We start from the raw sequence: 19,341 nt of genomic DNA on the forward strand, positions 1-19,341 counted from the left end.
CGCACTACGCCATTTACCCGACGTGGCAGTCGGCCATGATAAACATTACCGACCTCGGGAAAAACCCGCCTGATACAACATTCAGAATTAAGGATTACGCAACAAAGCACTTCTTAACATAAGGTTCCTGAACAAGGGCTGACCTGAAATCAGCCCCGCCGCTTCATCAGTTACGCTTATTGCTGATTCTCCTGTTCGGTAAACAAATCGCTGAACAACATGCTCGACAGGTAGCGCTCGCCGGAGTCCGGCAGGATCACCACGATGGTCTTGCCCTGCATTTCCGGGGTTTCTGCCAGGCGTACAGCAACAGCCATGGCAGCGCCACACGAGATACCGCACAAAATCCCTTCTTCCTGCATCAAGCGCAGGGCCATGGCCTTGGACTCGTCGTCAGTCACCAGCTCGACCCGATCAACCATCGACAGGTCCAGGTTCTTAGGCACAAAACCGGCACCGATACCCTGGATCTTGTGCGGGCTCGGCTTGATTTCTTCACCGGCGATGGCCTGGGTAATCACTGGAGAACCCGCAGGCTCAACGGCCACCGAAATAATCGGTTTGCCTTGGGTATTCTTGATATACCGCGAAACACCGGTAATGGTTCCACCTGTTCCGACGCCTGCCACCAGCACATCGACCGCGCCATCGGTATCGTTCCAGATTTCCGGACCGGTGGTTTTTTCATGGATGGCCGGGTTGGCCGGATTATCGAACTGCGCCGGCATGAAGTACTTGGCCGGGTCGCTGGCAACAATTTCGCCGGCTTTTTCGATCGCGCCTTTCATGCCCTTCGCCGGCTCGGTCAGCACCAGTTCGGCGCCCAGGGCCTTGAGCACTTTGCGGCGTTCGATACTCATGGACGCCGGCATGGTCAGCATCAGCTTGTAACCACGGGCAGCGGCGACAAATGCCAGGCCGATCCCGGTATTGCCCGAGGTCGGTTCGACAATGGTCATGCCAGGCTTGAGTTTGCCGGTGCTTTCGGCGTCCCAGATCATGTTCGCGCCGATCCGGCACTTGACCGAATAACCAGGGTTACGTCCTTCGATCTTGGCCAGGATGGTCACGCCGCGCGGGGCGATGCGGTTGATCTGCACCAGCGGTGTATTACCGATGGAGTGGGCGTTGTCAGCGAAAATACGGCTCATGGCTGGGTCCTTGTACAGCATTGAATAAGCCCACAAAGGTATGCCTGTTGCCGGTGGTCGTCCAGTTCGACCGAACGTCCTGAAGCGGGCGCAGTCAATGGCTTTACATCGCCAGAGAATTGCCACCATGAAGCGTCGATACAGCTGGCCCCTGTGGACCCTCGCCGGCCTCGTTGTGCTGCTGATAGCCCTGCACATCGCCCTGCCCTACATGGTGCGCGACTACCTGAACGACAAACTGGCGAACATGGGTGATTACCGGGGCCAGGTCACCGATGTGGACCTGGCCCTGTGGCGCGGCGCCTACAAAATCAACGGACTGAAAATCGTCAAGGTTGACGGCAAGGTGCCGGTGCCGTTCGTCAATGCACCGCTGATCGACCTCTCTGTCAGCTGGCATTCGCTGTGGTACGACCATGCGGTGGTGGCGCGGGTGCAATTCTTCAATCCAGAGGTGAACTTCGTCGACGGCGGCGCCAACAAGCAAAACTCGCAAACCGGTCAGGGCACTGACTGGCGTTCGCAACTGAGTAAGTTGGCCCCCTTCACGCTGGACGAAGTGCGGATCTATGACGGCAAACTCAGTTTTCGCAACTTCAATTCCAAACCTCCGGTGAACATGAACGCCACGCAGGTCAATGCCAGCATCTATAACCTGACCAATGTGGTCGACAAACAAGGCAAGCGTGACGCCCGTTTCGAAGGCAAGGCCCTGCTGCTTGGGCATGCGCCACTGGAAACCACTGCCACATTCGACCCTTTAAGCAACTTTGAAGACTTTGAATTCCGCCTGCGTGCGAAGGACATCGAACTCAAACGCATGAATGACTTCGCCTCGGCCTACGGAAAATTCGACTTCAATGCCGGTCATGGCGACGTGGTCATCGAAGCTCAAGCGAAAAAAGCCCGATTGACGGGCTACATAAAGCCGCTGTTGAAGGACGTCGACGTGTTCAATTGGCAGCAAGACGTGGAAAACAAGGACAAAGGGATTTTCCGCTCCATCTGGGAAGCCATCGTCGGCGGCTCCGAAACCGTGCTGAAAAACCAGGGCAAAAACCAGTTCGCGACCCGAGTGGAACTGAGCGGCAACGTGCATCGCCAGGACATCAGTGCGTTTCAGGCGTTTTTGCAGATTTTGCGCAATGGTTTCATCCAGGCGTTCAACGCACGGTATGAGCGGCCGAAGCCTGAGGCGGGCTAGGGTTTGCGTGTGAAGGTGTAGCGACCGGTTTTTTCTGCCGCCCGTGTAGACGTCGATTGCTGCTGCAAGAAATCCCATCCCAGGCAGGCTAATACTCGCCAGCTCCGAAACCGAGTCAAGATGTGACGCCCCATTCAGAGACTGAATAAGTCGTCTGCGTTCACAGTCGACGGGGCAGCGCGGTATAGTCGGGCATCACCATTATTGCGTCCCGCCCTGCCCCGTTCAGGTCGGCGTCACCGTTCGAGGATTAGCAGATGAAGTTCGAAGGCACCCAGGCCTACGTCGCCACCGATGACCTGAAGCTGGCGGTCAACGCCGCCATTACCCTGGAGCGTCCGCTGCTGGTCAAGGGCGAGCCGGGCACGGGCAAGACCATGCTGGCCGAACAACTGGCCGAGTCCTTCGGCGCCAAGCTGATCACCTGGCACATCAAGTCCACCACCAAGGCGCATCAGGGCCTGTACGAGTACGACGCGGTCAGCCGCCTGCGTGACTCGCAACTGGGCACGGAAAAGGTCCACGACGTTCGCAACTACCTGAAAAAGGGCAAGCTCTGGGAAGCCTTCGAATCCGAAGAACGGGTGATTCTGCTGATCGACGAGATCGACAAGGCGGATATCGAGTTCCCGAACGACTTGCTGCAAGAACTCGACAAGATGGAGTTCTACGTTTACGAGATCGACGAGACCATCAAGGCCAAGAAGCGCCCGATCATCATCATTACCTCCAACAACGAGAAAGAGCTGCCGGACGCTTTCCTGCGTCGCTGCTTCTTCCACTACATCGCCTTCCCGGATCGCGTCACGCTGCAAAAAATCGTCGATGTGCATTACCCGGACATCAAGAAAGACCTGGTCAGTGAAGCGCTGGACGTGTTCTTCGACGTGCGCAAGGTGCCGGGGCTGAAGAAAAAGCCATCGACTTCCGAACTGGTGGACTGGCTCAAGCTGCTGATGGCCGACAACATCGGCGAAGCCGTACTGCGCGAACGCGATCCGACCAAGGCCATCCCGCCGCTGGCCGGTGCGCTGGTGAAGAACGAACAGGACGTGCAATTGCTTGAGCGCCTGGCGTTCATGAGCCGTCGCGGCACCCGCTAAGAGGCTGATGCCATGCTGCTCAACCTGTTCAATGAAATGCGCGCCGCCAAGGTGCCAGTCTCGGTGCGCGAGTTGCTGGACCTGATCAACGCGCTGAAACAGCGCGTGACCTTCGCCGACATGGACGAGTTCTATTACTTGTCCCGGGCGATTCTGGTGAAGGACGAAAAACATTTCGACAAGTTCGACCGGGCGTTCGGGGCTTACTTCAATGGCCTGGAAAAACTCGACGACCACCTTCAGGCCCTGATTCCTGAAGACTGGTTGCGCAAGGAGTTCGAACGCTCCCTGACTGACGAAGAACGCGCAGCGATCCAGTCCCTTGGCGGCCTCGACAAGCTGATCGAAGAGTTCAAGAAACGCCTCGAAGAACAGAAAGAACGCCACGCCGGTGGCAACAAGTGGATCGGCACCGGCGGCACCAGTCCCTTCGGCTCTGGCGGCTTCAACCCGGAAGGCATCCGGGTCGGCGATGCCGGCAAGCGTCAGGGCAAAGCGGTCAAGGTCTGGGACCAGCGCGAGTACAAGAACCTCGACGACTCGGTGGAACTGGGTACGCGCAACATCAAGGTGGCCCTGCGCCGCTTGCGCAAGTTTGCGCGTCAGGGTGCAGCCGAAGAGCTGGACATCGATGGCACCATCGACCACACCGCCAAAGACGCCGGGCTGCTGAACATCCAGATGCGGCCGGAGCGGCGAAACACCGTCAAGCTGTTGCTGCTGTTCGACATCGGCGGCTCGATGGACGCGCATGTGAAGATTTGCGAGGAATTGTTCTCGGCCTGCAAAACCGAGTTCAAGCACCTGGAGTACTTCTACTTCCACAACTTCATTTATGAATCGGTGTGGAAGAACAACATGCGTCGCACCTCCGAACGCACTTCGACTCAGGACTTGCTGCACAAGTACGGCGCCGACTACAAAGTGATTTTCATCGGTGATGCCGCCATGGCCCCTTATGAAATCACCCAGGCAGGCGGAAGCGTCGAGCACTGGAACGAAGAAGCCGGATATGTGTGGATGCAGCGGTTCAAGGAGAAGTACAAGAAACTCATCTGGATTAACCCGTATCCGAAAGATACGTGGGGCTATACGTCTTCGACCAACATTGTGCGGGACTTGATCGATGACCAGATGTATCCACTGACCCTTCGGGGGTTGGAGGAAGGGATGCGGTTTCTTTCCAAGTAATCTTTGTTGTCAGTGCCGGCCTCTTCGCGAGCAGGCTCGCTCCCACATGGGGTCTTGTGTACGACATAGATCCATTGTGGGAGCGAGCCCGCTCGCGAAGCTTTTAGCTTTTCAGGAATCGATGTAGATACTCGACCTGCTCGCGATGCGCCACCTCCTGCACCACCGGCCGCAACCGCACCTTCGCCCCCGGCAAGCACTGCGCCAGCCGCGCCAACGCCAGCGGCGTCAACGCCCCCAGTCGCGGATAGCCGCCAATGGTCTGCCGATCATTGAGCAACACAATCGGCTGTCCGTCCGGCGGCACCTGCACCGCGCCGAGCGGGATGCCTTCGGAAATCATCGGTTTTCCCTGGTACTGCAACGCCGTACCCAGCAGGCGAATGCCCATTCGATCCGCGCGGCTGTCGAGGGTCCACACACTGTTGAACGCGTCGAACGCACTCTGCCCGCCGAACTCGCCGATCTGTGCGCCCAGCACCAGATCCAGCGGCGAATCATCGGAGAAGTCCGGTCGATTTTCCGCCGGTAACTCCCGCAACAGGAGCAGCGCACTCCCGGCATAGCTCAACTGCGCACCTTTGGCCAACGCCCGGCCCCGCCCATCCAGACCGCCCAGTTCCTCACGCACGACCGTCGAACGGCTGCCCAGGACGCTTGGCGCATCAAATCCGCCCGGCGCAGCGAGATAAGCCCGAGCCCCGAGCAGCGGTTGGGTGAATTGCAATAGCTGGCCTTTATGCAGCCGAAAACTGCGCCATGGCGCCAGCGCCTGGCCGTCGATTTGAGCTCCCAGATCGGCCCCGGCGAGCGCCAGCACGCAATCCTCTTCGGCCACCACGGTGAAACCGCCGAGGGTGATTTCAATCACCGGCGCATTCAGGTCATTGCCCAACAGCCAGTTAGCCCAGGACATTGAACGCCAATCCAGCCCGCCGCCCTGGGTCACGCCCAGATGCCGCACGCCAAAACGACCGGCATCCTGCAGCAGGCACAGCGGTGTACTTGCCTCTATTGATAAGCGGCTCATGCCTGCGCCTCCAATGGCGTGTCGTCACCGCCCAGATGGATGAATTCAGCATGGCTAACGGCTTCAAAGCGCACCGTGTCGCCCGGTTGCATCAGGCTGTAGCCATCGCGTTCCCGGTCGAACAGTTTGCTCGGGGTACGACCGATCAGGTTCCAGCCGCCCGGGGATACCACCGGATAGGCGGCGGTCTGGCGCTCGGCAATGCCGACGCTGCCGGCCGCGACTTTTTTGCGCGGGGTATTCAGGCGTGGCGCGGCGAGCACTTCCTCGACCAATCCCATGAAGGCGAAACCCGGCGCGAAGCCCAAGGCAAACACCTGGTACTCGCGTCCGCTGTGACGACGGATCACCTCCTGCACCGCCAACCCGCTGCGCTGCGACAACAGGCTCAGCTCCGGGCCGACACTCAGGTCATACCAGACCGGCAGCACATGGCATTGACCGCCGGTGCGGGTATTGGGCGATAGATCGATCAACGCCTGGGCGATCAATTCCCGCGCCTGCGCCGGGTTCAGCGCGGTCAAGTCGTAATGCACCATCAACGTCGTATAGGACGGCACCAAATCGATGAGATGCCCGCCGAACGCCGCCCGCAGATTTTCGCTGGCCGCTAGCATCCACGGCATGTTGGCCTCGCTGATCTCATCGAACAGACGCACCATCAGGCAATCCAGCGCCACCACTTCCACCCGCAGTTTCATGGTGCGCTCTGCAGATCAAGGGCTTCGCGGATCCGTCGCACGGCGGCGACCGAGCTGGCGTTGTCGCCGTGCACGCACAGAGTATTGGCTTGCAAATGCAACGCGCTACCATCGCTGGCGGTGAGGTGGTCGCCACGGGCGATGGTCAGCGCCTGTTCGATGATTTTCTCGGGGTCATGATGCACAGCGCCCGGCAGTTGCCGTGAAACCAGCATGCCCGCACTGTCGTAGGCGCGGTCGGCGAAGGCTTCAAACCACAAGGTCACGCCATATTCATCGCCCAGTTGCTGCGCGGCGCTGTTGTCACGGGTGGCCATCAACATCAGCGGCAAGCTGCGGTCGTACGCCGCTACGGCCTGAAGCACCGCACGCAATTGCGCCGGGTTGGCCATCATGTCGTTGTACATCGCGCCGTGGGGTTTGACGTAGCTGACACGTCCGCCCTGGGCCCGACAAACACCGTCGAGGGCGCCAATCTGGTAATGCAGGATGTCCTGGAGTTCCTGGGCGGTGTACGCCATGGAGCGCCGGCCGAAACCGACCAGATCCTGATAGGCCGGGTGCGCGCCGATCTGCACGCCGTTGCTCAGCGCCAGGCTGACGGTCTTGCGCATGATGCTCGGATCGCCAGCGTGAAAGCCGCAGGCAATGTTGGCGCAATCAATGAAGGGCATGACCTCGGCGTCCAGACCCATGGTCCAGTTGCCGAAACTCTCGCCGATGTCGCAGTTCAATAGCAGGCGGTTCACGGTGAACACTCCTGTAGGCATTGTTCTTGTCAGATGTAGGCAGATTACTGCGCATCCAGTTGTTTGCCACGGGTTTCCGGCAGGCTCAGCGCGGCGAGGATCACTACGCCGTAAGACACCGCCGCAAACGCCCCGATACCGACGCTCAATGGCACCTTCTGGCTGAGCAAACCGATCAGCAGCGGAAACAGTGCCGCCAGTGCCCGACCAATGTTGTAGCAAAAACCCTGGCCCGAGCCGCGAATCCGCGTTGGGAACAGTTCAGTCAAAAACGCCCCCATGCCACTGAAGATCCCCGAGGCGAAGAAACCCAGCGGGAAACCCAGCCAGAGCATCACGCCATTGCTGACCGGCAGTTGGGTGTAGAGCAACACGATGGTGAACGAACCCACAGCGAACAGGATGAAGTTCTTCTTGCGGCCGAGAATGTCAGTCAAGTACGCGCTGATGACGTAACCGACGTAGGAACCGACGATCACCATCGCCAGATAACCGCCGGTGCCGAGTACGCTCAAGCCCCGTTCGTTCTTCAGAAACGTCGGCAACCATGAAGTAATCGCGTAGTAACCGCCCAGTGCACCGGTGGTCAGCACCGAAGCGCGAATCGTGGTGAAGAGGATGCCCGGGGCAAAAATCTCGTAGAACTTTGCCGGGTTGCTCGGTTCCTGCCTGGCCTTGGCCTCGCGATAGATTTCCGGGTCCTTGACCAGGCGACGCACGAAGATCACAAAAATCGCCGGCACGATGCCGAGAATGAACAGCGCACGCCAGGCGTCTTCCGGTGGCAACACCGAGAACAGCAGCGCATACAGAATCGCCGTCAGCCCCCACCCCAGCGCCCAGCCCGATTGCACCATGCCCACCGCTTTGCCACGGTCCTTGGCGCGAATCACTTCGCCCATCAGCACCGCGCCGGCGGTCCATTCGCCGCCGAAACCGAAGCCCATCAGGGTGCGGCTGATCAGCAGTTGCTCGTAGTTTTGCGCGAAGCCGCAGAGGAAGGTGAAGAAGGCGAACCACAGCACCGTCAGTTGCAGGGTGCGCACACGACCGATGCGGTCCGAAAGTATCCCGGCCACCCAACCGCCAATGGCCGAGGCGATCAGGGTGCTGGTGTGAATCAGCCCGGCTTCGCCGGTGGTGATGCCCCACATGGCAATCAGGGTCGGCACCACGAAGCTGAGCATCTGGGTGTCCATGCCGTCCAGGCCATAGCCGATCTTGCAGCTCCAGAAGGTGCGGCGTTCCTGCTGATTGATGTTGCGGTACCAGTCGAATGGTCCCGGGCGAGCCGTGGTTTTGGGGATGTCGAGCGTGTCGGGCGCACTCATGGCAAATCTCCGCGCTAGTTTTTATTGGTATTGTTCTGAGCCCCGACGACGCCTATCGTGGGAACCGGATGCGCCGATTTTTGGGTTCCTGGCCCTGTCGCGTCCAACTAATAAAAACCGGGCTTAGGCATAAGAAAAAGTTGATCCCATGAATCTGAAGTTTCTCGAGACCTTTGTCTGGGTCGCCCGACTCAAGAGTTTTCGCCTGACCGCCGACAAGCTCTTCACCACCCAGGCCTCGATATCCAGCCGCATCGCCGTGCTCGAAAACGAGTTGGGGGTGAAGCTGTTTTTGCGCGATTCACGCGGCGTCAGCCTGACGCCCGAGGGCCTGAAGGTGCTCGACTATGCCGAGCAGATGATGGACACCATGCAGGCGCTCAAACAGTCGATCGAGACCCGTTCGAGCAAGGTCGGACGGGTGCGGATCGGCGTCATGGACACAGTAATCCACACCTGGCTGAGCCCGCTGGTGGCACAAATGACGGACCTTTATCCGTTGGTGGAAATCGAACTGGTGGCCGATACCTCGCTCAACCTCTGCGATCAGCTGCAAAAAGGCTTTCTCGATCTGATTTTGCAAACCGACCTGATGCGCCAGGAAAGCGTGCGCAGCCTCGAGCTGGCGAGTCATCCCATGGGCTGGATCGCGGCGAGCAATTCTCTCTACAACCGCGAGTACTCTGGCATTGCCGATCTGGCGCGCGAGCGGATCATTACCTATTCGAAAAACTCCCATCCGCATCAAGAGGTGCTCGCCCTGATGCAGGCCAATGGCGTGATGACGCCACGCCTGAACTGCGTGAACTCGGTGTCGGCGATTACCCGCCTGTTGCGCGATGGTTTCGGCATTGGCGCGCTGCCGCCGGTGCTGGTGGCCGAGGAACTGGCACGCGGGGAACTGACGCTGCTGGGCATTGATCAACGACCACCGGATTTGCAGGTGGTGGTGTCGTGGCGCACGGGCGTTGAGTGGGTCGAGGAGATTGTGGCGTTGTGTCAGCACGTCGTGGAGCGCTATGCGCAGAAAGTGGGCGAGCATTACATCGTCTTGAGCACCCCGGCAGCCAGAATCTGAAGGAAATTTCCTATTTTATAAATCTGAACCACTATCATTTGCGTTATTTTTTCAAGGAGGTATTCTCTGCGCGCTTTCAGCTAACCAACTGTCCACAAGGAACCGGACTTGATGCGCGCCTACACGCAAAAACAGCAGCTATTGCTCGCTCACTGGAGCGAAGCCCTCGGCACTCAGGCTTTCCAGTCCCACCGGATCACCCTCGACCATTTGAGCAATGCGCTGGAGCCCGCCGCCCAGCGCTGCTTTCAACGCCTGATCCAGGCGCTGTTTCGTGAAGGTCTGATCAACCCCGACGCTTGCGAATACGACGACAATAGCCATTGCTGGCTGCCGCTTGGCGATGGCTCGCACCTGTGCTTCGAGCACCTGTCTGGCACCCGAATGAACAGCTGGGACGTGCGCGGCAGCATCGTCCTGCATACCCCCGGCAGACTGCCCCACAAAATCCAGCTGCCCAGCGAATTGCTCGCTCACCTCAGCACTCAACTCAACCCGCAAGCCTCACCGCAGGTACTGGAGCGTCTGGCCCTGGAACTGGATGACAGCTTCAGCAACGACACCCTGTGCCTGGCGTTCCACCATGGATGGACCGAACGCCTGAGAGAGCAGATCGACACCGAACACGACGACAACCTGCTCGCCTGGCTCAAAGCCGGCACCTGCCATCAGAACCCTACGTCACTGCTTGAGCAGTGGGGCACTCTCGGCCATCCGTGGCACCCGAACTACAAGACCAAGCTGGGTTTGAGCGCAGCTCAAGTCATCGCCTTCTCGCCGGAATTCGAAGCGAGTTTTCCGATTGTGCTGTGCGCCCTGCATCGCCAGTACGCACACGTCGAAGTGCTGTCGGGTACCGCCGATTACTGGGATTGGTGGCAAGGTCACTTCCCACAGGCCGCCGAACAATTACAGCGCCATTTGCAGCAACTGGGCCTGGACGTAAAGGACTACCTCCCGCTCCCGTCGCACCCATGGCAAGCCCATGAAGAATTGGCGAATTCGTTCGCCAATGAGATCGCCGACAACCTGCTGATCGTCACTGACATCGTCGCTTTTACCGGCCACCCGACCATGTCCTTTCGCACGGTCCTGCCGGACGCCAGCCGCGTTGCTCCGATGGTCAAACTGCCGGTGGCTTTGCGACTGACCAGTGTGCAGCGTACCGTGTCCCCGCGCTCGGCCCGCATGGGGCCGCGCATCAGCCAACTGATACTGAAGATCCTCGATCAGGAGCCGCAGATTCAGCGTTTGCTGAACATCGTCCCGGAGCGCATCGGCGTGCACTACGCGCCGCAACCGGCCGATGACGAGCGCTCCCGGCATGCAGCTGTGCTGTATCGCGACAACCCTCTTACCCTGCTGCAAGAAGGCGAGTTGGCGGTGCCGGTCGGCAGCCTGTTCGCCGTCAACGAATTCGAACAACCGTTGCTGCGTGATTGGATAAGACTGGCTCAGGGTCGTGACGACAGCGAGGCTATGCTGGCGTTCTTCGATGATTACCTGTCGATTGCCGTACCGAGTCTGTTGGGTATTTACCTGATGTATGGCGTAGCGTTCGAAGCGCACCAGCAAAACAGTTTCATGGTGATGGGTGCTGACGGGCAGTTGAATCGGCTGCTATTGCGTGACTTTGGCGACGTTCGTATCGATCGCAAAACCCTGCACGGCAAGGGCCTGGATCTCCAGTTGCACGATCCGAAAATGACCCTGTATGACGACTCCGGTTTTGTCCGCGACAAACTCCTGCACACCACGTTCATGTGCCACCTTGGTGAGCTGACTTTGCTCTGTGCCCGCCACTGGAATGTGCCAGAAAATATCCTTTGGGAGCGATTGGCAGCGCACGTTGCACAGTGCTTCGAGACCTTGCGCGAGCGCGTTGAACCGGCACGTTGGGAAAGCGAGCGCCAGGCCTTGCTGGAACAGGATTGGCCCGCCAAATCGTTCCTGCGCATGCGCCTGCTCGACAGTCACGCCGACATCGTCGGACGCCTGAGTAACCCGCTACGCCCGATCACACATGCTCGCTGATAGTCGCGCCTTGCGACTGCTGATCGTTATCCAGTTGGTTTCCATGGGTGCCATGGAAATGAGCGGCCCGTTCTGGCCCCTGCAGATCCAGCATCTGCTCGGGCCGGAGGGCGCCGGCTACACCGCGCTGTTATCCGCGATGGTTTATGCCGGTCCCATGCTGGCCGCCATGTTCCTGACGCCCATGTGGGGCCGGTTGGGTGATCGTACCGGACACAAACCGATGATTGTTCGGGCGTTGCTGGCACTCGCGCTGTGCCAAGGGTTGGCGGCCATCACCCCCGACCCGTGGCTGCTGGTGGGCATTCGCGTGATGCAAGGCGCGCTGGCCGGGTTTCTCGCCGCCGCGCAAGCCTATGCCTTGGCCTGCTGCGACAGTTCCAGACGGGGTCACACCCTGGCCCGTCTGCAATCGGCGACTGCCGTCGGCTCGTTGATTGGCCCGGTACTGGGCGGCTGGTTGATGGACGTCTCGGGATTTGCCCTGCTCTGTTATGGCGCGGCGGCGATTTGCCTGCTGTGCACCCTGGGGAGTTTTTTCCTGCCGGCCGACAAGGCTCGGACCTCGGAGAAAAAACCGGTTGAACCGGTTGCCCTGCCCAAAGACTGGCTCCGTGGAATCCTGCTGGTGATCGTGTTGATTCAGGCCGCGAAGATGATCCCGCAGCCGTTCTACGCGCTGTACGTCGCGAACATTTTGCATGCCCCAAGCTGGCTGATCGGCGCCACCTACGCGGCAAGTGCCGCGACCCTGGCCATTTCCGCACCGCTGTGGGGACACCTGTTCGACCGCTGGCAGCCGGCCTACACCTTGCGCGTCATCGAAGGCGTGGCCTGGCTGTGTGCCCTGACGCTGGCGGCTACGGCATTGGCCAACGAATGGCTGGGGTTTCTCGTCAGTCGACTCATCTGGGGCATCTGGCAAGGCGCCCTGCTGCCGGTGGCTTATGCACTGATCGCCAACACCGTAACCGCCACCCAACAGGGCTTTGCGCTGGGCCTCGGCAACAGCGCGGCCAAGGCTGGCGCTCTGCTCGGTGCCGTTCTCGGCGGAGTCGGCATGGGGCTGGTCGGATTGGCCCACAGTTTCTGGCTGGTGGCGCTGACCTACGCCGTAGCCGCCATCGGGATCCGCTGGGTCCGATCATTCAACGCCAAACCTGACCGCTCGACCTTATCTACCCACACTACTCACAACTAAAAAAAGTCCTCATCATGACCCGAACCAAACTCTCCCTGCTGATCCCGCTGCTCGGTACCTTCAGCGCCCAGTCCTGGGCCGACGAGGATACCGAGCAGCAACCCGGCACTTTGAACATGCAAGCCACCGTCGTCTCTGCTACTCGCAGCGAAGCGAGCATCGCCTCGATTCCAGGTTCGGTCCAGGTGATCGACGAACAGCAGATCCGCGAGCAGAGCGGCGCGGGTCGCCGGGTCTCCGACATCCTCGGGCAATTGGTCCCCGGCCTTGCGCCGTCCAGCGGCGGCATGAGCAACTTCGGCCAGACCCTGCGCGGGCGCAACATGCTGGTATTGATCGACGGCGTATCGCAGAACGCCACGCGCGACAACTTCCGCCAGCTCAACAGCATCACACCGGCCAGCGTCGAACGCATCGAAGTGGTCTCCGGCGCCAGCAGCCTCTACGGGGCCGGTGCTTCAGGCGGCATCATCAATATCATCACCAAGCGCAATCAGGGCCAGGACATTGCCTACAGCAGCAAACTGGGCCTGACCAGCGGCAACAACCTCAACAGCAAAGGCTTCGCCTACGAAGCCTTTCAGAGTGCGACCGGGCGCAAGGATGCCCTGGACTGGTACGTCTCCGCCGACCTGATCCAGCGTAACGATCAGTACGACGGCAACGGCAACCGCATCCCTCAGGACACCTCTCAGGGCAGCAGCATGGACACCGAAACCTATGACCTGCAAGGTCGTTTCGGTTACGAACTGGATGCCGACAAAAAACTCAGCCTGTCACTGCAGGACTACAAGGATCAGCAGGACACTGGCTACACCAAAGACCCGAAAAACCTGCAGCAAGCCGTGGCGGTCCAGGGGTTGAAACTGGATGACCAACCCTATACCCACAATCAGGCGGTCAACCTCAATTACACCGACAAGGACTTCTACGGTCAGGGCCTGCAACTGGAAAGTTACTGGCGCCGCGCCGATGCACTGTTCTTCCCGGACCTGTCGCGGGGCAAGGCCGGGATTTCCGACAACAACAGCATCCAGGATGTCTACGGCCTGCGCGCAGCCATCGACACGCCGCTGCCGGCCATCGGCAGCGCCACGGGCAACCTGGTCTGGGGCGCCGACTACGATAATGAGCGCTCCCGCCAACGAGGTGACCAATACACACTCAAAGGCCTGACCTACACCAAGACCGGCACCACCTACGAGCTGGGGCCGGACATCGAAACCACCACCAAATCGCTGTTCGGGCAGATGTCTTGGGACATCGGTGACTGGACCTTGCGTGGCGGTGTGCGCCGTGAATGGATCGAAAGCGATGTCTCTGACAGCATCGCTTATGGTCAGATCGTCCAGACCGGTATACGCGCAACGTTGCCCGGCGACACCCTCAAATACGACGCCACGCTGTACAACCTGGGGGCGGTCTACCACCTGAGTGAAAACCAGGACGTATTCGCCAATTTCAGCCAGGGGTTTTCGCTGCCGGATATCCAGCGCTTCATGCGGGATGTCAGCAGCACCTTCGACATCCAGAGCCTCAACGCCCAGGCCATCAAAGTCGACAGCTACGAGCTGGGCTGGCGCGGTGACTGGGACCAGTGGCAGGCTGACGTCACGGTGTATGAAAACACCTCGGACGTGACCCAGTTCTACGATGCCACTGATCGTGTATTGCGCCTGATCAACCAGAAAGAACGCGTTCGCGGCATCGAAAACAACCTGACCTACCGTGTGACCGATCAATGGTCGGTGGGTGGCACTTACGCCTGGGCCAAAGGCGAGACCGAGCAGAACGGCAAATGGATCGATCTGCCGGCCACGCGTATCTCACCGGCCAAGACCACGCTGTTCGTCGGCTACACCGAAGACGACTACACCCTGCGCCTGCAAGGCATGCATTTGGCCAGTTACGACGCTGCCGCCAAGGACAACAACGGACGCGACATCGAAGGTTATACGCTGGTGGACCTGCTCGGCTCCGTGCAACTGCCGGTCGGTCGCCTTGAAGGCGGGATTTTCAACCTGACCGACCGCACCTACGTGAACCTGTTCACCCAGGCCAATGCCAGAGCGCCATACGCCAACGCCGAAGGCCGCACGCTGAGCATGAGCTACTCGGTCGACTGGTAAAAACAGGTGCCGGTTTGCCAGTGATGCGATCTGCCACACATACCGTGTCGCGGCAATCGCCGGCAAACCGGCAGCGGAGTTACAAACCGCGCACATCCCGATCTTCGATCGGCCGGCTCTGGCGCAGGCGTTTGCCACCCAGCACCACCCAGTCGATCAAGCGGAACAGGCATTCAATGCCGAACGACAGCAGCAACGCGCCGCTCATGCCCCAGATCATGGCTTCCGGTGTCAGCAGGATCTGATAGCTGTAGCCATTCCAGGTTTCCTTGCGGATGTCCGGGTCGGCGGCCAATACCACTTGCAGGAAGCGGATGTACCACGGGCCTTGCATGGCCTGGAATTGCTTGTCCAACGCCAGTTGGCGGGTCAGCAAGTTGCTCAGGCTGTCGGCATCGCTGCGAAAAATCGGGTCTTCGCTGGCGCGGTAATGGGCGACCAGCGCCTGCATGTCGCCCTTGAAGAACTCGTTGGCGGTACCCTGGAAACCGCTCAAACCGGTCTGCGCCTCAATCAGGTGTGCTTCGACCCGCTTGGCGTAATCATTGATAAAACCCGGCACCTGGACACCGATCAACAGGCCCGCCGCAAACAACACCAGCCGTAGATAACTGAGCAACATCGGGGGAGATCCTTATTCGGTCTTGCCCTGGCTGACGCATTCGCCGCGTCGCCAGAGGCTCCATTGGCCCGGTTCGTAGCGGGTCCAGGTTTCGTTTTCGGTCAGGGGTTCGGTGGCAATCACCGTCACCACGTCGTTGGGCGTGGTTTCGGCCTGGAAGTCGACGATCACATCGACATCCTTCAAGCGCGCCGGGCCGAAAGGCGCTCGGCGGGTGATCTGGGCCAATTTGGTCGAGCAATAGCAGAACAGCCAGTCACCGTCGCTGAGCAGGCAGTTGAACACGCCTTTGCTCCGGTATTCGGCGCAGGCCGCCACCAGGTCTGGCAGCAGCTTTTCAACCTCGACCGGCTCCGGGAACGCAGCGCGAACGCGGTTGAGCAAATCGCAGAACGCCGCCTCGCTGTCGGTATCGCCGACGGGACGGTAGAAGCTGGCGGTCGGTTGAAAGTCGGCGAGTTGGCCGTTGTGGGCGAAACACCAGTTGCGCCCCCACAGCTCGCGCACGAACGGGTGGGTATTGGACAGGCAGACCTTGCCGACGTTGGCCTGGCGGATGTGCCCGATCACCACTTCACTTTTGATCGGATAGCGCTGCACCAGGTTCGCGACTTCAGACTCGCAACTGGCAGCCGGGTCCTGAAACAGACGCAGACCGCGACCTTCATAGAACGCGATCCCCCAACCATCACGGTGCGGCCCGGTACGGCCGCCGCGCTGCATCAGCCCGGTGAAGCTGAACACGATATCGGTCGGCACATTGGCGCTCATGCCCAATAACTCACACATGCTCGGATTCTCGATGAAAAGGCAGGGGCAAGGTTACAAACGCGGCTCGACGCGCAATCGCTGCGGATTGCTCGGCACCGGTGGGCGACCGTAACGATCATCGCCGGCACCGCCGAAAGGATGATCATCGTCCGGGTCTTCGGCTTTGGCCGCTGCCTTGGCGGCGGCTGCCTGTTCCTTGCGAGCGTTGGAAGCGCGCTCGATGGGGAAGCGGATCGCCACCATGACCAGATAAAGGCCGAAGGCGATCATGCCGTACATCAACAGATCGGAAATCGCCCGCCAGGCGTTGTTGCCGACCTTGAACAGCAGGTCGAGCGCCGTGATGGCGATGGCCGGCGCGACTTTATCTTTCACTGGATCGATGATGGTCGGGCTGAATAGCAAGACAGCCACCAGCAGCCGCAGCGGCTCGCGCAGCCAGCGCCACATCCAGCGGGTCAAGCGCATCCACACCAACAGGCAGCCAAAAGCGGCAAAGGCGTAGAAGCCCCAAGCGATCAGATAGTCGTTCTCGGTCATGGTGTCCATGGCAAGGCAGGCAAAGAGGCGCTTATAGTAACGACTTTTCGCCCATCAGGCTTGCCCCAATACCTGTCGGTCAAGATACAGAACCTGTGGGAGCGAGCCTGCTCGCGATAGCGGTGTGTCATTCAACATTTATGTTGAAGGTGATGGCCTCTTCGCGAGCAGGCTCGCTCCCACAGGATTTGCAGAGGCCTCCAGATTTGCATGCCTGCTGCAGGCGCCCAATTTCGTACTTTGTCGAGAGCCATCCATGCCCTTATCCGCCAACGTTTCCGCCGCTCCGATTGCCCACAAGGCTGACGGCGATGACCCGTATGCCTGGCTGCAGGAGCGCGACACCGACGCGGTGCTCGACTACCTCAAGGCTGAAAACAGCTATCAAGAGGCGTTGACCGCCGATCAGGCCGGCCTGCGCGAGACCCTGTTCGAAGAGATCAAGGGCCGGATTCTCGAAACCGACCTGTCGCTGCCCTCCCCGTGGGGCCCGTACCTGTATTACACGCGGACCACCGCCGGTGACGAATACGCCCGGCACTACCGCTGCCCGCGCCCGGTCGATGACAGCCTGCAACTTGATGAAAGCCGGGAACAGTTGCTGCTGGACCCGAATGAACTGGCCAACGGCGGCTTCTTTTCCTTGGGGGCGTTCAGCATCAGCCCGGACCACCAGCGTCTGGCCTACAGCATCGACTCCACGGGCGATGAGATTTACACCCTGTTCGTGAAGGAATTGTCCGACGGTCGCGTCAGCGAACTGGAGTTCCAGGACTGCGACGGCAGCATGACCTGGGCCAATGACAGCCTGACCCTGTTTTTCGGCGAACTGGACGACACCCATCGCCCGCACAAACTGTTCCGCTATCGACTCGACGGTACAGCCGCCGAAGAAGTGTTCCATGAACCGGATGGACGTTTCTTCCTGCATTGCTACCGCTCCAGCTCCGAACTGCAACTGCTGCTGTCCCTGGGCAGCAAGACCACCAGTGAAGTCTGGGCACTTGATGCCGCCGTGCCGCATCAGGCCTTCACCTGCCTGGCACCACGGGTCGAGGACCATGAATACGACGTCGACCACGGCGCCCTCGACGGCCAATGGGCCTGGTTCATTCGCACCAACCGCGACGGCATCAACTTTGCCCTGTACAGCGCCGTCGACACCGGCGAGGCGCCGACCGAAGCCGACTGGCAGAACCTGATCCCCCACAGCGACAGCGTGATGATCGAGGGCATGAGCCTGAACACCGGCGCCATGACCCTGAGCCTGCGTGAAGGCGGCTTGCCGATCATCGAAGTTCACCCACAAGGCCTGGCGCCTTATCGCGTGCAATTGCCGGACGCGGCCTACAGCCTGCACGTCCAGAACAGCCTGGAGTTCGTCAGCGACAGGATCCGCCTGCGCTACGAAGCCCTGAACCGACCGGCGCAAATCCGCCAGCTGGAACTGAACAACGGCGAGCAGAAAGTGCTCAAGGAAACCCCCGTGCTCGGCCCGTTCGACGCCGATGCCTACGTCAGTCAACGCCTGTGGGCCAGCGCCCCGGACGGTACGCAGGTGCCGATCAGCCTGGTGGTCAAGCGCGAACATCTGGGCCAACCCGTGCCGTTGTACCTCTACGGCTACGGCGCCTATGGCGAAAGTCTCGATCCGTGGTTCTCCCATGCCCGCCTGAGCTTGCTGGATCGCGGCATGGCCTTCGCCATCGCACACGTGCGCGGCGGCGGTGAATTGGGCGAGGCCTGGTATCGCGCCGGCAAGCAGGAACACAAGCACAACACCTTCAGCGACTTCATTGCCTGTGCTGAGCATTTGATCGCCAACGGCTTCACCACCGCGCCGCAACTGGCGATCAGCGGCGGCAGTGCCGGTGGCTTGCTGATTGGTGCAGTGCTCAATCAGCGGCCGGAGTTGTTCGGTGCGGCGATTGCCGAAGTGCCGTTCGTCGACGTGCTCAACACCATGCTCGACCCGGACCTGCCGCTGACCGTCACGGAATACGACGAATGGGGCAATCCGCAAGAGCCGGACGTTTATGATCGGATCAAGGCCTACGCCCCGTACGAAAACGTCACTGCGCAAGCCTATCCGGCGACCCTGGTGATTGCCGGCTACAACGACAGCCGTGTGCAGTATTGGGAAGCGGCCAAGTGGGTGGCGAAGTTGCGCGCGACCAAAACCGACAGCAACACCCTTCTGCTCAAGACCGAACTGGGTGCCGGGCATGGCGGGATGAGCGGTCGATATCAGGGATTGCGTGACGTAGCGCTCGAATACGCATTTTTGTTCAAGGTTTTGGGGATTGCCTGAGGAACTTGGCCCGGTGTGCTGGTCTTAAGACCAGACCCCGGGCCCCGGCATTTACTCCATCCCCTGTGGGAGCGAGCCTGTTCGCGAAAGCGGTGTGTCATTCAACACGGATGTTGAATGTGATGGCCTCTTCGCGAGCAGGCTCGCTCCCACAATGGAACACCAGTAAGCCCAAGGCCCCGAACAGCAACAGAC

Annotated in this window: 16 protein-coding genes; 8 read left to right on the forward strand and 8 right to left on the reverse strand. The window is 60.0% G+C overall.

Annotation, left to right across the window (positions count from 1 at the left end):
- Positions 1 to 176: 176 nt before the first annotated feature.
- Positions 177 to 1,151: a cysteine synthase A gene (cysK, locus tag AC07N8_RS05850; protein ID WP_483840662.1), complete on the reverse strand. Its 975-nt coding sequence runs from the start codon at positions 1,149 to 1,151 to the stop codon at positions 177 to 179.
- Positions 1,152 to 1,248: 97 nt separating this feature from the next.
- Here cysK and AC07N8_RS05855 point away from each other — a divergent pair, with 97 nt between their 5' ends.
- From AC07N8_RS05855 to AC07N8_RS05865, 3 genes are all read left to right on the forward strand, one after another.
- Positions 1,249 to 2,355 (forward strand): DUF748 domain-containing protein, encoded by a 1,107-nt coding sequence (locus tag AC07N8_RS05855; RefSeq protein ID WP_493142760.1) that lies wholly within the window; start codon positions 1,249 to 1,251, stop codon positions 2,353 to 2,355.
- A gap of 257 nt (positions 2,356 to 2,612) precedes the next feature.
- Positions 2,613 to 3,458 carry an AAA family ATPase gene (locus AC07N8_RS05860; protein WP_008035065.1) on the forward strand — a complete coding sequence of 282 codons (846 nt, stop codon included), beginning with the start codon at positions 2,613 to 2,615 and terminating at the stop codon, positions 3,456 to 3,458.
- A gap of 12 nt (positions 3,459 to 3,470) precedes the next feature.
- On the forward strand, positions 3,471 to 4,649 hold the full coding sequence (locus AC07N8_RS05865; RefSeq protein ID WP_027925858.1) for a vWA domain-containing protein: 1,179 nt from the start codon (positions 3,471 to 3,473) through the stop codon (positions 4,647 to 4,649).
- A gap of 103 nt (positions 4,650 to 4,752) precedes the next feature.
- Here AC07N8_RS05865 and AC07N8_RS05870 read toward each other — a convergent pair whose 3' ends face one another.
- Genes AC07N8_RS05870 through AC07N8_RS05885 form a run of 4 tightly spaced genes read right to left on the reverse strand, consistent with a single transcriptional unit; the run spans position 4,753 to position 8,460 of the window.
- Positions 4,753 to 5,679: a 5-oxoprolinase subunit C family protein gene (locus AC07N8_RS05870; RefSeq protein ID WP_493142757.1), complete on the reverse strand. Its 927-nt coding sequence runs from the start codon at positions 5,677 to 5,679 to the stop codon at positions 4,753 to 4,755.
- A complete protein-coding gene (locus tag AC07N8_RS05875) occupies positions 5,676 to 6,380 on the reverse strand; it encodes a 5-oxoprolinase subunit B family protein (RefSeq protein WP_493142755.1) in 705 nt (234 codons plus the stop codon). Before AC07N8_RS05875 ends, AC07N8_RS05870 begins: the two co-directional genes overlap by 4 nt.
- A complete protein-coding gene (locus tag AC07N8_RS05880; RefSeq protein ID WP_493142754.1) occupies positions 6,377 to 7,129 on the reverse strand; it encodes a 5-oxoprolinase subunit PxpA in 753 nt (250 codons plus the stop codon). Before AC07N8_RS05880 ends, AC07N8_RS05875 begins: the two co-directional genes overlap by 4 nt.
- Positions 7,130 to 7,173: 44 nt before the next feature.
- A complete protein-coding gene (locus AC07N8_RS05885) occupies positions 7,174 to 8,460 on the reverse strand; it encodes an MFS transporter (protein WP_027925862.1) in 1,287 nt (428 codons plus the stop codon).
- A 148-nt stretch (positions 8,461 to 8,608) separates the two neighbouring features.
- Between AC07N8_RS05885 and AC07N8_RS05890 the strand changes: the two genes are divergently transcribed.
- The 4 genes from AC07N8_RS05890 to AC07N8_RS05905 all read left to right on the forward strand — a co-directional run bounded on the left by AC07N8_RS05890 (position 8,609) and on the right by AC07N8_RS05905 (position 14,902).
- A complete protein-coding gene (locus tag AC07N8_RS05890; RefSeq protein ID WP_483840657.1) occupies positions 8,609 to 9,538 on the forward strand; it encodes a LysR family transcriptional regulator in 930 nt (309 codons plus the stop codon).
- A gap of 111 nt (positions 9,539 to 9,649) precedes the next feature.
- Positions 9,650 to 11,572, forward strand: a complete 1,923-nt coding sequence (locus AC07N8_RS05895) for an IucA/IucC family protein (RefSeq protein ID WP_483840656.1) — start codon at positions 9,650 to 9,652, stop codon at positions 11,570 to 11,572.
- Complete coding sequence (locus AC07N8_RS05900) at positions 11,562 to 12,773, forward strand: MFS transporter (protein ID WP_483840655.1); 1,212 nt, start codon at positions 11,562 to 11,564, stop codon at positions 12,771 to 12,773. Before AC07N8_RS05895 ends, AC07N8_RS05900 begins: the two co-directional genes overlap by 11 nt.
- 14 nt (positions 12,774 to 12,787) lie before the next feature.
- On the forward strand, positions 12,788 to 14,902 hold the full coding sequence (locus tag AC07N8_RS05905) for a TonB-dependent receptor (RefSeq protein WP_483840654.1): 2,115 nt from the start codon (positions 12,788 to 12,790) through the stop codon (positions 14,900 to 14,902).
- 79 nt (positions 14,903 to 14,981) lie between these two features.
- Here AC07N8_RS05905 and AC07N8_RS05910 read toward each other — a convergent pair whose 3' ends face one another.
- Genes AC07N8_RS05910 through AC07N8_RS05920 form a run of 3 tightly spaced genes read right to left on the reverse strand, consistent with a single transcriptional unit; the run spans position 14,982 to position 16,844 of the window.
- Positions 14,982 to 15,524, reverse strand: coding sequence for a DUF2937 family protein (locus AC07N8_RS05910; protein ID WP_027925864.1), 543 nt, complete (start codon positions 15,522 to 15,524; stop codon positions 14,982 to 14,984).
- A 12-nt stretch (positions 15,525 to 15,536) separates the two neighbouring features.
- The gene (locus AC07N8_RS05915; RefSeq protein WP_123433917.1) at positions 15,537 to 16,313 is read right to left on the reverse strand and encodes a class II glutamine amidotransferase; all 777 of its coding nucleotides are present in this window, start codon (positions 16,311 to 16,313) and stop codon (positions 15,537 to 15,539) included.
- A 33-nt stretch (positions 16,314 to 16,346) separates the two neighbouring features.
- The gene (locus AC07N8_RS05920) at positions 16,347 to 16,844 is read right to left on the reverse strand and encodes an MFS transporter (RefSeq protein WP_493142751.1); all 498 of its coding nucleotides are present in this window, start codon (positions 16,842 to 16,844) and stop codon (positions 16,347 to 16,349) included.
- 247 nt (positions 16,845 to 17,091) lie between these two features.
- Here AC07N8_RS05920 and AC07N8_RS05925 point away from each other — a divergent pair, with 247 nt between their 5' ends.
- Positions 17,092 to 19,146: a S9 family peptidase gene (locus AC07N8_RS05925; RefSeq protein ID WP_493142749.1), complete on the forward strand. Its 2,055-nt coding sequence runs from the start codon at positions 17,092 to 17,094 to the stop codon at positions 19,144 to 19,146.
- Positions 19,147 to 19,341: the final 195 nt, after the last annotated feature.

This window comes from Pseudomonas sp. GW821-FHT10C09 (assembly GCF_059415465.1).